The organism is Paramesorhizobium deserti (genome assembly GCF_001558695.1).
Taxonomy (GTDB): domain Bacteria; phylum Pseudomonadota; class Alphaproteobacteria; order Rhizobiales; family Rhizobiaceae; genus Paramesorhizobium; species Paramesorhizobium deserti.
Map to the genome: position 1 here is coordinate 1 of NZ_LNTU01000013.1, position 12559 is coordinate 12559.

12 protein-coding genes and 3 pseudogenes are annotated in these 12559 nt (G+C 60.7%); 9 read left to right on the forward strand and 6 right to left on the reverse strand.

The window, feature by feature from the left end:
* Positions 1-449 (forward strand): hypothetical protein (locus ATN84_RS12605; protein WP_210172564.1); only part of this gene is annotated, 449 nt, incomplete at its 5' end.
* 327 nt (positions 450-776) lie between these two features.
* Complete coding sequence (locus tag ATN84_RS27800; protein ID WP_244491077.1) at positions 777-1172, forward strand: hypothetical protein; 396 nt, start codon at positions 777-779, stop codon at positions 1170-1172.
* A 31-nt stretch (positions 1173-1203) separates the two neighbouring features.
* On the opposite strand, the gene traG is transcribed toward ATN84_RS27800, so the two are convergent.
* From traG to ATN84_RS27805, 3 genes and pseudogenes are all read right to left on the reverse strand, one after another.
* The gene (traG, locus tag ATN84_RS12615) at positions 1204-3246 is read right to left on the reverse strand and encodes a Ti-type conjugative transfer system protein TraG (protein WP_068882031.1); all 2043 of its coding nucleotides are present in this window, start codon (positions 3244-3246) and stop codon (positions 1204-1206) included.
* Positions 3237-3476, reverse strand: coding sequence for a conjugal transfer protein TraD (locus tag ATN84_RS12620; protein ID WP_068882032.1), 240 nt, complete (start codon positions 3474-3476; stop codon positions 3237-3239). Before ATN84_RS12620 ends, traG begins: the two co-directional genes overlap by 10 nt.
* Positions 3466-3609, reverse strand: a pseudogene (locus tag ATN84_RS27805) (TraC family protein); the annotation flags it as partial. The gene ATN84_RS12620 and the pseudogene ATN84_RS27805, both read right to left, overlap by 11 nt.
* Before the next feature lie 36 nt (positions 3610-3645).
* On the opposite strand from ATN84_RS27805, the pseudogene ATN84_RS12625 reads away from it, so the two are divergent.
* A pseudogene (locus ATN84_RS12625) lies at positions 3646-5094 on the forward strand (Ti-type conjugative transfer relaxase TraA); the annotation flags it as partial.
* 271 nt (positions 5095-5365) lie between these two features.
* Here the strand turns inward: ATN84_RS12625 and ATN84_RS12630 are convergent.
* Complete coding sequence (locus ATN84_RS12630) at positions 5366-6283, reverse strand: NADP-dependent oxidoreductase (protein WP_068882033.1); 918 nt, start codon at positions 6281-6283, stop codon at positions 5366-5368.
* 225 nt (positions 6284-6508) lie between these two features.
* Here ATN84_RS12630 and ATN84_RS12635 point away from each other — a divergent pair, with 225 nt between their 5' ends.
* The 5 genes from ATN84_RS12635 (at position 6509) to ATN84_RS12655 (ending at position 10488) form a co-directional block, all read left to right on the forward strand.
* Positions 6509-7384, forward strand: coding sequence for a LysR family transcriptional regulator (locus ATN84_RS12635; protein ID WP_068882034.1), 876 nt, complete (start codon positions 6509-6511; stop codon positions 7382-7384).
* 147 nt (positions 7385-7531) lie between these two features.
* Entirely contained in the window at positions 7532-7981 is a 450-nt protein-coding gene (msrB, locus tag ATN84_RS12640; RefSeq protein ID WP_068882035.1) for a peptide-methionine (R)-S-oxide reductase MsrB, read from the forward strand.
* Positions 7978-8490 (forward strand): peptide-methionine (S)-S-oxide reductase MsrA, encoded by a 513-nt coding sequence (gene msrA / locus ATN84_RS12645; protein ID WP_068882036.1) that lies wholly within the window; start codon positions 7978-7980, stop codon positions 8488-8490. The genes msrB and msrA overlap by 4 nt, the downstream gene beginning before the upstream one ends.
* 151 nt (positions 8491-8641) lie before the next feature.
* Positions 8642-9130 carry a peroxiredoxin family protein gene (locus ATN84_RS12650; protein ID WP_068882040.1) on the forward strand — a complete coding sequence of 163 codons (489 nt, stop codon included), beginning with the start codon at positions 8642-8644 and terminating at the stop codon, positions 9128-9130.
* Between the two features lie 161 nt (positions 9131-9291).
* Positions 9292-10488 (forward strand): IS256 family transposase, encoded by a 1197-nt coding sequence (locus ATN84_RS12655; protein ID WP_068882037.1) that lies wholly within the window; start codon positions 9292-9294, stop codon positions 10486-10488.
* Between the two features lie 301 nt (positions 10489-10789).
* On the opposite strand, the pseudogene ATN84_RS26865 reads toward ATN84_RS12655, so the two are convergent.
* Positions 10790-11581, reverse strand: a pseudogene (locus ATN84_RS26865) (NmrA family NAD(P)-binding protein); the annotation flags it as partial.
* Positions 11582-11608: 27 nt separating this feature from the next.
* Between ATN84_RS26865 and ATN84_RS26870 the strand changes: the two are divergent.
* Positions 11609-11890 (forward strand): DUF1579 family protein, encoded by a 282-nt coding sequence (locus ATN84_RS26870; protein ID WP_153020218.1) that lies wholly within the window; start codon positions 11609-11611, stop codon positions 11888-11890.
* A 91-nt stretch (positions 11891-11981) separates the two neighbouring features.
* On the opposite strand, the gene ATN84_RS12670 is transcribed toward ATN84_RS26870, so the two are convergent.
* Positions 11982-12559, reverse strand: a 578-nt coding sequence (locus ATN84_RS12670; RefSeq protein ID WP_153020219.1) for a substrate-binding domain-containing protein, incomplete at its 5' end; no start/stop codon positions are given.

Sequence of the window (12559 nt, forward strand, 5' to 3'; positions counted from 1 at the left end):
AGACAATTATGATCAAGTTCAATGCACTCGACCTCATCCCGACCGCCGTCGCCATTCGCGCAACGGTTCTCGTCAACCGTGATGCATGCAAGACCGACTTCGCACGCAGCCTTCACGAAACGCTCGCCGGAAAGCTCGACAGGGTATGCACTGATCTCCATGAAGAGGCTGCGGCAGAGCAACGTCTTGCCGCGGAAAAAGGAACCGTGGATGGGGACGAGTGGTACGATTTGTATCACACCTGGACCTCTTTCGAACGTCGGTGGATCGACAACGGACCATTCTCGGTGCTGGATCAAACCTACGAGGACGTTGTCTGCGACGGTACGATTTGCCGTGCTGGTCTCGACTACACGATCGTTCCGGCGAAGGAACTGGAAGGGCTGGGGGAAATCCTGGACACGATCCGACGGGACATTGGCATCGTCTTCATCGTGGCACGCGTCTGAATTACAAGGGAGGCGTTCGCGCCTCCTTTCATTTCTTGCTGACGAAGGAACTGGAAGGGCTGGGGGAAATCCTGGACACGATCCGACGGGACATTGGCATCGTCTTCATCGTGGCACGCGTCTGAATTACAAGGGAGGCGTTCGCGCCTCCTTTCATTTCTTGCTGACGAAGCCTTCGGCCAAATGCGAAACCCAATCGGATGACTGGGCGACGGACCGGCCGTCGCCCGGACGCCAGATCATGCTCCGCCAACCCGTTCTTGCTTTGATCCCTCTTGCAAACTAGACTCTCACGAAACCGATAGTCTCGGCCCCGAGGAGCCCGTCATGCCGATTGAGCCGCGATGTGCTGAACGCGAAACCGGCACGGCGAAGCACAGTTCCGCTTCGAGCGCGCTCAGGTTCACCGTCCGCCTTCCCATCCTGATCCTCCTCGGTCTCGTCCAGGTCGCGCTCTACGGCGCGTGGTATCTGGCGTTCTATATTCTTTGCATGTTCCGTCCCTTCACCGGGTTCATGACCCTGGCCGCGATCGTCATGCTGCCAATGTCGATCGTCGTCCACGCCCATCCCCATGCGGCCAATGGCATGCCCTTCTGGGCCTTTGGCCTGATGGCGATCGGGCTCGTTGCCTTTGCGATCGGTTATACGCTCTTCCTCGATTGGTTCACGCCACCTGGTGCGGAGGATCCGTTCGGGCGGTATCATCGACGTGATCGATAGAGAGCATTTCCCGATGAGGCAGGGAATAGCCTCATGGGGTCGCCTTGACGAAGCGGTTGGCCTTCGCCGCCTGATCCATCTCCCTTCGCCGGAAGTAGATCGCCCGCCCGCAGCGGATCGGGCTGTGGCCCTGCACGATGATGATCTGCTCGTCCTTGCGCATCGTCTGGGTGATTTCGTGCGGCATGATCAGCGGTCGACGCTGGAAGTTGAGACTCTCCGATTTGCGCGAGGCGCCGCTCTTCATGTCCCAGCCAATGTTGCGGGAGCTGCCTTTCACCTCCACTGTCATCTCGCCGCATTGCGCCGAGACGTTGCGGGCCGTGTCGAGCGCCTTGATCGCGGCGTACGATGCAAAGGCGCAGCCTTCGATCCAGGACGTCGCGCCATCCCTCCCGAAATGCCGTTCCAGCTGCCCAACCGACTGGTACATCAGCATCATGCTGATACCATATTTGCGGCCGCGATCGCGTGCCTCCTCAAGCACTCGCATGTAGCCAAGCAGATCCACTTCATCGAGCATGAAGAGCGCCCGGCGCCTGTATGTGCCATCGACCCGCACCATGGCGTTGATCAGCGAGCCGATGATCACGCGGCCAATGCCCGGATAGGAGCGCAGGATCGACGCCGGGATGTTCAAAAAGACATCTTTCCTTGCCGAAACGATGTCGCTCGACCTGAACGCGTTGCCGCAGACGAGCGCGGCATAACTGTTGAGGGAAAGCCACTGCGTGTCCTTCGAGGCGGTCGAATAGACCCCGGAGAATGTCTGTTCGGTCATGTTCGTGAAGACACCCAGCGTTTCGCGGATGAATTCAGATCGCGAATTTTCCTGAATGTCGCGCAACATGGCGAGCACGGACGGCTCAGGCTCCGAGACGATCTGCCGGAGACTGCGCAAATTGCGCCGTCCCTCATATTCCGGTGAGAACATGACGTGCGCAAGCAGGCCTGTCAGGAGATTGTGCGCCTGGTTCTGGAAGTAGGATCCCGTCGAGCTTTCGAAGCGGACGCTCTCCGACAGAAGCATATGCGCGATGCCGACAATGTCCTCTTCCTGTCTTTTCGACGTCTCGATGCCGTCCAGCACGTTGAAGCCCATGATCGGATTCGCCGGGTCGAGCACCATGACCTCGCGCCCAAGGACGCGGGTGCGATGCTCGACCACCATGGGCGCGACCTCGGTGGAGGGATCGAGACAGATCAGCGGGCCGGTATAGCGCAGCGCCGTCGGTACGACGTTGCTTGTGGTTTTGTAGCCACCTGACCCGGCGAAGAACAGCATATGAGTGGAATCGAAATCCTGTTTGTAGGTGAGCAGCGGGATCAGCGGGCCGGTATAGCGCAGCGCCGTCGGTACGACGTTGCTTGTGGTTTTGTAGCCACCTGACCCGGCGAAGAACAGCATATGAGTGGAATCGAAATCCTGTTTGTAGGTGAGCAGCGGGGCCTTGCCGCCTTGCCCCCATGTGGTCCGATCGTCTGGATCGAACGGCAGCCCATGGACGATTTCCTTGTCGACGCGGTAGCGCTCACCGACGACGATTTCTCCGTCCGGCGGAAACAGCTTTCCGGCCGCCGACATCGACAGCCAATCCGCATCACCGAAGGTTCCTCGTCTGGCGCGTTTCACCGGTTCGGGAACCACGGTCGAAATGCGCGCGGCCACCGCTACGGCCATGAAGCCGGTGACCGCGCTGATGACGGCGACCAAGTCGAGATAGGAAAGCGCCCGATCCCATGAGACCGTGCCATTGTTCACCAACGGAGCAAGTCTGCCGAATTCGCGCAGCGCGTAGAAACCGGCGACGGCCAAAAAACACGAAAGGTTTGCCACGGCCACCGGCCTTCGCCGGTGCAACGGCAGCGCCCATACACTCAGCAACCCCGCCAGCGGTCCGAATAAGAGTGGCGGCGAGGGTGAAGCCCGCAGGAACCAGTATGCCGCTTTCCCGGACAGGCTGGCGGCCAGTCCGGGCCATCGCCAGCCGACGACGTAGACAGTAAAGGCAGTGACGGCGATCGGCACCAGAACAAGCAGCACGCTGGGATGTGGCTTGCTCTTCAACCCCATTCCCGTGTCTCCCCGATCGGCGATAACGCCATATCCAGTGGCGAGGTCTTAAACGCATTTTCGCCGATATCGCGCAGGCGTCGATGCTCAGTGGAGCCCGGAGCGACTCTTGCCAATTCCAGCAAACCGCCGAGCAGGAAAGCGCGGTCGGCCTTCGACAGTCCTGCTCTCACGACGATGCCGCCGAGCAGGAATTTCTCCCGCGTCTCACGCTTGCGATCAGCTTTCATGAGAAGCCTCCGCCGGCGTTCCAGTCGCGCCATCCGTTGGTCGACGCGGCGAAGCAGTTGCGTGAGCCACCCCCTTCCTTTCCTCTTTGCGAAATCGCGCGGCGATCTCTTCAACAATGCGATCGACCTCCTCATCGGCGACCCGCCCGCGGCACACGGGAGTTCGCTGCCGTTGCTTGAAAGGATTTATCACGATCCCGATGCGGCGCTTGTCAGCCTTAACGCACTCGCCTCGGATACCGCCGTCGAACCTCGCGCGCTCACCGGCGATCTCGACAACACACCGGACCGGCTCGGACGCCTGCGGGGCGCTGACAATATGGTCAACAGTCGAGCGGCGCGCGATAAACGTGCTTCAGCAGCGGCGGCATTGGAGGATTTGCGGCCGCTGGTCCGGGCGCAGGTGACCGAGTTCCGCCGGAACGCCGAACGGTTCCGCGAGCATGAGCGGATGCGGCGCGCTCATATGGCCCTGTCGATCCCGGCACTCTCGAAGCAGGCGATGGCGCGTCTCGTCGAAATCGAGGCGGTGCGCAAGCAAGGTGGTGACGATGCCTGGAAGACGGCCTTTGCCTTTGCCGCCGAAGATCGCTTGTTCGTTCAGGAGGTGAAGGCGGTGAGTGATGCATTGACGGCCCGCTTCGGCTGGAGTGCCTTCACCGCGAAGGCCGATGCGATCGCCAGGCGCAACGTGGCCGAACGCATGCCGGAAGATCTCATGGATGAACGGTTCGGGAAGCTTACGCGGCTTTTCGAGGTCGTTCGTCGTTTCACCGAGCAACAGCATCTAGCCGAGGGAAAGGACCGTTCGAAGATCGTTGCCGGTGCAAGTGTTGAGTTCGAGAAGGAGGCAAAAGCCGTATTGCCGATGCTTGCCGCCGTAACGGAGTTCAAAACGCCGGCGGATGATGAAGCGCGCCCACGAGCACTTGCCGCCCAGCACTATCGTCACAATCGTGCTGCTCTCGCCGAGATCGCTACACGCATCTGGCGCGATCCAGCCGGCGCCGTCGATAGACTAGAGGACTTGATCGTCAAGGGCTTTGCGGTTGAGCGGATCGCGGCGGCCGTGGCCAAGGAACCCTATGGTGCGCTGCGCGGCTCCGGACGTCTGATGGATCGTATGCTCGCCCCCGGCCGGGAACGGAAGGAGGCTTTGCAGTCCGTCCCCGAGGCCGCCGTCCGTTTGCGCTCGCTTGGCGCGGCTTATGTCAGCGTCTTCGACGCGGAGCATCAGGTCATCACGGAAGAGCGCCGCCGTATGGCGGTCGCCATCCCCGGATTATCGCAGGCCGCTGAAGACGCCCTGCGCCAGCTGGCATCTGAGATGAAGAAGAAAGGCGGCAAGCTCGACGTGGCCGTCGGTTCGCTCGATCCCGCCATCGGCCAAGAGTTCGCCACGATCAGCAGGGCGCTCGACGCGCGCTTCGGTCGCAACGCCATCCTGCGCGGTGAGAAGGATATCATCAATCGCGTGCCGCTGGCGCAGCGGCCTGCTTTTGAGGCAATGCACGAGCGGCTGAAGGCGTTGCAGCGGACCGTTCGCATGCAGGCGAGCCAGCAAATCATATCAAAGCGTCAGCAACGCATCATCGATCGCGCGCGTGGCGTCACATAAACCGTCATCAATGCAACTATATGGCATTCGCCGAGCGCGCAGCGATCGTGACCACCGTAGTTAACGTGAAAAGTGGACCACTTCGCACGATAAGGGATGATCCTTGGCATCAATAACCAATCCCGACGATCGCACCCTCGCCAAGGCCATAATGGCCGGTCCTGGCGGGACGCGGGCGATTTGGGCGTGTCACGGTCGAATGCGCATGGGGACCAATCTGGCAAGAAGATACCTTGCAGGTGTTGCGAATGCTCTCATTCTTCCCCAGCCCTCACGGGTGAACGCGGATGACCGTCTTCCCCGTGCGTCGCTCGGTCGTGTTGAAGGTTGCGACGGCCCCGTCGAGGGTCGAAACGTCGCCGATGTTCGTCCGCAGTCGTCCGTCCCGCACCCGCTGGACGATTTCACTCAGTTGGGTACGATCGGACTCGACAACGAAGTCGACCGCCAGGCCGTCGCCGGGCCGCGACTCGACCGGCCCGACGACAGTCACCAGCGTTCCTCCGGCTCGAATCAGGGCCGCGGATCGCTTCTGGATGTCGCCGCCGATGACATCGAACACCAGATCGACTGCACCGACGTCTTCCAGGGCGTCGTTTTCAAGGTCGATGAATTCATTTGCGCCGAAGTCGAGCGCCTTTTGACGGTCGGCGGCTCGTCCGGTGCCGACGACGTAGGCCCCCGCCTCCCGGGCGAGTTGCGTCACCATCGAGCCGACCGCGCCAGCCGCGCCGTGCGCGAGGACGCTCTGCCCCGCCTGAAGACGGCCGTGCTGGAACAATCCCTGCCACGCGGTCAGACCTGAGATTGGCAAGCTCGCGCCCACCGTGAAGTCGACGTCGCCCGGCAGCGGCGCGAGGTTGCGTGCCTCCATGGCTATGTATTCCGCCAATGTGCCATCGCGATACCAGTCCGCGAGACCGAATACCCGCTGTCCCAATGAAAGACCTGTGGTTCCGTAGCCGAGAGCGGTGACCACTCCGGCCAGCTCGTGTCCGGGGATCGACGGTGTTCGGTCACTGCCGCGTCGATCGGTCCAGGTCGAGGGCCATTCCAGTTCGGTCGAGACGAATCCCGACGCATGAACCTGGACGACGACGTCGTTTATCGCCGCCCGCGACTCCGGCCGCTCCACCAGCTTCATCCCGGCCGTTCCAGCCGCCTGATCCGTTACCACAATTGCTTTCATCGGAATTGCCTCCTCGGTCGTTTGTCTCGTTGGTGGAAATGCCGCTTGCTGGCGGGTATGGATAGCGAACTGGCAGTGCTTGTTGGACATTTCTGTTGTCGCAGCGTGGCACGAAAATTACCAATAGCTGGCATGTATAGTTTCCATACGAGCCAGTAATTGCTGAAATCGACAGTGCTTGCGCGGTCTGAAGGCGGCGCCTGAGGCAGCGGCGAAGAAAGAACAATGGAACTCAATCAGATTCGATATTTCCTGAACCTGGCGGACACGCTTAACTTCACTGAAGCGGCCATACGGAGCGGGGTGTCTCAGCCCACGCTTACCCGCGCGATACAGCGGCTCGAACAAGAGCTGGGCGGAACGTTGGTCTATCGCGATGGAAAAGATAGTCGACTGACAGCGCTTGGCCGCGAGATAAGAGCCGAATTCGCCGCAATCGCGGACCGCGAGCAGCGGATTCGGGCGATATCCCTTAACAGGGTTCGCGGCCGCCGCGAGACCTTGACGCTAGGCCTCGTGAACACCATCGCGCCGGCGCTGATTACCGGGTTCTTGCAGCACAGCCTTCGACAGATGCCGATGCTCGAACTGGTTCTACAGCCCATCACACGCGACCAGGGAATGGAGCTCCTCCTCAGCGGCCAGATTGACGGGTGCTTCTGCACGGATCCGACAGCCGGAAACACCAAGATCGCCACCGTTGAGATGTTTCGTGAGCGACTGCTACTGGCAATGGCGCAAGGGCACAGATTGGCAAACGAGGCCTCGGTCTCGCTTGCCGAGCTGTCGGAGCAACCATACCTTGATCGGCTCCAGTGCGAATTCCGCACCCGCGTGCAAAACCATCTGCACGAACGCGCGATTATCATGATCCCGCGGCTCAGATCCGAACGAGAGGATTTAATTCAACAAGCCGTGGCAGCAGGCGTCGGCGTTTGCATGCTACCTGAACGCTCGGCAATCGTAGGGGGACTGACGTTACGCCCGGTCGATACCCTGGACCTGTCACGGACGGTCGCATTCCAATCTGTTTCAGGATCGGGAACAGCAGTGGCGCTGCGGCAGCTTCGCATGCTCATCGAGCGTTATGTGTGGTCGTGAATTCCGCGCGTGTCGATCTTACGGGCGGTCACCGCACAAGCATTCCTATCGCATGTCGGTGGTAGCATCGAAACTATAGTCGCGGCGTATTGGACATCTTCCGATCGAGTATCCATTTTCCATGGCAGGAACTCGAAGGAGAAATTGATGGCTGCCTATAAGAAAACAGAAGCCGCGATCGCCAAGCTGTCGCCTGAGGAATATCGGGTGACACAGCAGAATGGGACCGAACGTCCGGGAACCGGTGCCCTTCTCTATAACAAGGAACCAGGTATTTATGTCGACATCGTCTCAGGTGAACCGCTGTTTGCATCGTCGGACAAATATGAGTCGGGCTGCGGGTGGCCGAGCTTCACCAAGCCTATCGAACCCGCAAACGTGAATGAGCTCACCGACACCAGCCACGGCATGATCCGGACGGAAGTGCGTTCGACGCATGGCGATAGCCATCTCGGCCACGTATTTCCAGACGGGCCGAACGATCGTGGCGGCCTGCGCTACTGCATCAATTCGGCTTCGCTGCGCTTCGTGCCGCGTGACGAGATGGAAAGCCAAGGTTACGGTGAATATCTCAACCAGGTGGAGGACATCCAATGACGACCGAACGTGCTGTTCTCGCCGGCGGCTGCTTTTGGGGCATGCAGGACCTCATCCGCAAGTTGCCGGGTGTGATCTCGACCCGGGTCGGGTATACAGGTGGTGACGTGCCGAATGCGACTTATCGCAATCACGGCACCCATGCCGAGGCGATAGAGATTATCTTCGATCCCTCTCAGATCACCTATCGTCGATTGCTCGAATTCTTTTTCCAGATCCATGATCCGACGACGCTCAATCGTCAGGGGAATGATGTCGGCACGAGCTACCGCTCGGCGATCTATTTCACCCGCGATGAGCAGAGGGCCATTGCACTCGATACGATCGCGGATGTTGATGCGTCGGGACTATGGCCTGGCAAGGTCATCACCGAAGTCGAGCAAGTCGGTGATTTCTGGGAGGCAGAGCCCGAGCACCAGGATTATCTCGAACGCATTCCGCACGGGTATACCTGCCATTTTCCACGTCCGAACTGGGTGTTGCCGCGCAGAACCGGTACTGCCGCTTAGAGTATCTTCAGTCAGGTGGAATCGCTTGGCGTTGGAAATGCGGTTAAAACAAAAAGCTGGAGCGCCGTTTCCGCGTCCAATTGGGGACACGACGCTCTAGCAAACCGGCTGCTCACGGCGGCGTGCCGAGAGCCCGCTAATGGAGGATTTCATGGAGTCGGGAATTGTGGGTCTGCCTGCTCCTCCGCTCGAGCATGTCCGGTGGATCGATGATAATGGCGATGAGCGCAGCCCCTTGACGTTGGCCGAGTTGGGGCGAGGCTTTAAGATACTGTACTTCTTTCAGGACTGGTGTGCAGGCTGTCATGCACATGGCTTTCCTACCTTGGTGACGCTTGCCGAGAAATTTCACGGTAAGGGCGTTGGCATGGCAGCCATCCAGACCGCGTTCGAGGGTTCGGATGTCAACACCTTCGACCGTCTGCGGGAAAATCAACGACGATATGGACTGCGTGTTCCCTTTGGGCATGCTGTTGCTGACCCGGTCTTGGCGGATGCCGTGCTCGCGATCATGGAGACATATCGCTCCAGCGGAACCCCCTGGTTCGTGGTGATCGCGCCCGATGGCCGCGTCGTATATGACGGGTTTCGGCTCGACGCGGCGAGCCTCGTCCGGGCACTTCGGCCACTCGCTGCCTGACAGAAAAGGAGCGTGAATACGCAGCTTGACGCCCGCCGTAGCCGTGCGTCAACTCCCTGAAAAGGGTAGTGTGCAGAGAGTTCTGCAAATTCGCTGAGAGGGGCGGTCATGGCAGTCTGGTGATGTCCAACGTCACCTGATTCCCGCGAAGGAACGCCGCCATGACCAAGACTGAAGTTAAGACCGCCAGCGCCGCCGTCAAAGACATTCTGCTTTCGAGCCCCGACGGGCTGCGCGAGGTGATCCGCGCCGTCATGCAGGAGGTGCTGGAAGCCGAGATGGACGAAGCGCTTGGAGCCTCGAAGGGGGAGCGCACGCCGGAGCGGCTGGGCTATCGCTCGGGCCATTACGGGCGCACGCTCGTGACCCGGGTCGGCAAGCTGGAGCTCAGGGTTCCGCAGGATCGGGCCGGGCGCTTCTCCACCGAGCTGTTCGAGCGCTATCAGCGCTCCGAGCGGGCCTTGGTGGCGACGCTGGCCGAGATGTACGTGCAGGGCGTGTCGACGCGCAAGGTCAAGGCGATCACCGAGGAACTGTGCGGCCACGCCTTCTCGGCCTCCGCCATCTCGGCCATCAACAAGCGTCTGGACGAGAGCCTGGCCGCCTTCGCCGGGCGCCCGCTTCAGGAGCCCTTCCCCTATCTGATCCTCGACGCCCGCTACGAGAAGGTGCGCGAGGGAGGCGTGGTGATGAGCCAGGCGGTGCTGATCGCGGTCGGCATCGACTGGGACGGAAGGCGCCAGATCCTGGCCGTCGAGATGGCCAATCGCGAGAGCTGCTCGGCATGGCGGGACTTCCTCGTCGGGCTGAAGGCGCGCGGCCTCAGGGGGGTCGAGCTGGTCGTGTCCGACGACCATGCCGGCCTCGTCGCCGCCATCGGCGAGGTGATCCCCGAGGCCGCATGGCAGCGCTGCTACGTCCACTTCCTCAGGAACGCGCTCGATCATCTGCCGCGCAAGCACGGCGACGACTGTCTTCAGGAACTGCGCTGGCTCTATGATCGCCGCGATCTCGCCGAGGCCAAGGCCGATCTCGCCGCATGGCTTGCCAAATGGTCGGCCCGCTACCCGCGGCTGACGGCATGGGCCGAGGAGAACATCGAGCGCACGCTGACCTTCTTCCGGCTGCCGCGCCAGCACCACAAGCATCTCAAGAGCACCAACATGCTGGAGCGCCTCAACGAGGAGATCAGGCGCCGCACCTATGTCGTGCGCATCTTCCCCAATGCCGAAAGCTGCCTGCGCCTCGTCAGGGCGCTCGCCGTCGAAACCAACGAGAACTGGATGGAGGCAAACCGCTACATCAACATGGACGACCTGCGCGAGCACAAGAAGCTCGAACTCCGAAAAGCCGCATGACCAGCTTCATGGCCGCCCAAATTTGCAGAACTTGACGCACACAACCCTGAAAAGTCCCTGCATAAGCCAGACTGCCGGCATCCCACCCCAACGTGGCAACTGGCCCAGCCAGTATGGCGGGGCTGCTGTCGGTCAGACTTCCGTCGCTTCGGACAGCTCCAGCGCATCTTCTACGTTCACACACCAAGATATCTTGCGGTGTTTTCGATCCTGGTGTGCCCAATAAGATTTTGAACCGCAGGAAGATTGCCAGTCGCTTTATTGATGATCCATGCTTTGGTGCGGCGAAGCGAGCGTGCCGTTAGACTTGGCGCCCCATACGCTCCACCGCCGCTTCCAGAGAGACCGTGCCGCGCCGGTGCTCGCTGCTGCCCTGACGCATGAACCGAGCGTTGGTGATTCCCTCATACATGCCGAGAAGCGCATTCGCTACCTCAGTAGGCACGCCGTCCTGAGCAAGAAGTGCCGAGCGCTCCTCCGGCGGGACCGGTATCGGTACTACCGGGCGGCCGAGTACCAGGGAAAATGCCGTCGCCACATCGCTGGCGCTCCAATCCTCCGGCCCGCTCAGCTCCATGACCCGGTTCCCGCTCCAATCCTCGCAGAGCAGCGCGGCGGCCGCACGCCCAACGTCGATCGTGCTCACCATCGGGATTTTCTGGGACGGTTTGATAAAGGTCGGCAGCACGCCGTCCGATATGGCGACTTCCAGCACTTCGCTCCATGTCTCGACGAAATAGCCCGATCGCAAAAAGGCAGTCGCCGGTGCCACACCGTCAAGAAGCATCTCGATACGGTTGAGAGTGGCAATGACACCTACATCCGAGGCGTGCTGCGCGCCAATGGACGACAGAACGACGGCCTTGGGCAGGTACGCCCGGCGCGCTGCCTCGGCAAGCGATGCACCGAGTTCCTCCGTCCGTGCATATGGATCGCAGCTCACCGGTGGCGGATTGAGCAGGAACGCTCCCGATGCGCCTTTGAGCGCATCGGCCATTGCATCAACATCCTCGATAGTGGCGACGACTACCTCGGCGCCGAGCGCTGTCCATTGGTCGCCCTGTTCCGGGCGACGGACGGAGCGCCGGTCTGGCGCAAAGGCTGGCTCGGCTACAGCATCATGGACGACCGATACGAGTGGATCACGATCGATACTGTCAACACAACAATGATGTACTATGAAGGCACCCCCGGATCGGGAAGTCAAATCCCGATCAGTATGTCCGGAGTCTTCACCGATCAGGGCGTCGCGGGTGAAGAGACAGTGGGCAAGCGTCTTGGCATGCGCACTGTAATCAAAATCGAGAACAATAATCGACACGTCATTGAGCTCTACTTCACACGCCCCGGACAGCAGGAGGCACTGGCGACGCGCGCCGTCTACACACGCGTGAATGACTGAGCGTCTGCTCAAGGGCAGCTCGCGCGTCCAGGGCAAGCAGCGATATGGGCGCCCAAAGGCGCCCAATGTCCTTCAGGTAGGGTGTTTTGGTTTACTTGCTACCACCCCAGGCTTGCGGATAGTTTGGCATGTCTTCGCAGCCGCACATCGCGTAATGCAGCGGCGGCATCTTGTCGTTGATGTAATCGTCCAGCGTCTCCTGGGTAATGGCGGGCTGCGGCAGCACCCACTCCGGACCCGGAACAGCTTCGCCCTTGAGGATGCTCATGGCCGCGATGATTGGCGTGCGCCATTGATAGGTTGGGTAAGTTGGAGCGATCGCCTTCATGCCGAGCGCACGCCACTTCTGCAGAAAGTCCTGCTGATCCTCGCCCACGAACACCGGAATGTCGTGTCCTCCATCCTCGAAGGCTTCGACCGCGGCGACCGCGGTCGCACCCGCGTCCATCCACACGGCGTCGATCCTGCCGCGCTGAAGATAGTCTTCCACAATCGACTTGGTCTTGGCGTTGTCGCCGTCGGTGAACTCGGCGCCGACAATGTTCAGGCCAGCGTCGTCAAGGATACGACGTCCCGCGGAATAACGCGTTTCGAGAACATCCACGCCTGGCAGGATACGCAGCATCAGTACGTTTGAACCCGACTCCACATTGTCGGCAATAAACCGCG

What these genes read in the sequence shown, in the direction of transcription:
- ATN84_RS27800 (WP_244491077.1), top strand. Translation starts at nt 777, where the DNA reads ATGCCGATTGAGCCGCGATGTGCTGAACGCGAAACCGGCACGGCGAAG.
- traG (WP_068882031.1), bottom strand. Translation starts at nt 3,246, where the DNA reads ATGGGGTTGAAGAGCAAGCCACATCCCAGCGTGCTGCTTGTTCTGGTG.
- ATN84_RS12620 (WP_068882032.1), bottom strand. Translation starts at nt 3,476, where the DNA reads ATGAAAGCTGATCGCAAGCGTGAGACGCGGGAGAAATTCCTGCTCGGC.
- ATN84_RS12630 (WP_068882033.1), bottom strand. Translation starts at nt 6,283, where the DNA reads ATGAAAGCAATTGTGGTAACGGATCAGGCGGCTGGAACGGCCGGGATG.
- ATN84_RS12635 (WP_068882034.1), top strand. Translation starts at nt 6,509, where the DNA reads ATGGAACTCAATCAGATTCGATATTTCCTGAACCTGGCGGACACGCTT.
- msrB (WP_068882035.1), top strand. Translation starts at nt 7,532, where the DNA reads ATGGCTGCCTATAAGAAAACAGAAGCCGCGATCGCCAAGCTGTCGCCT.
- msrA (WP_068882036.1), top strand. Translation starts at nt 7,978, where the DNA reads ATGACGACCGAACGTGCTGTTCTCGCCGGCGGCTGCTTTTGGGGCATG.
- ATN84_RS12650 (WP_068882040.1), top strand. Translation starts at nt 8,642, where the DNA reads ATGGAGTCGGGAATTGTGGGTCTGCCTGCTCCTCCGCTCGAGCATGTC.
- ATN84_RS12655 (WP_068882037.1), top strand. Translation starts at nt 9,292, where the DNA reads ATGACCAAGACTGAAGTTAAGACCGCCAGCGCCGCCGTCAAAGACATT.
- ATN84_RS26870 (WP_153020218.1), top strand. Translation starts at nt 11,609, where the DNA reads ATGGACGACCGATACGAGTGGATCACGATCGATACTGTCAACACAACA.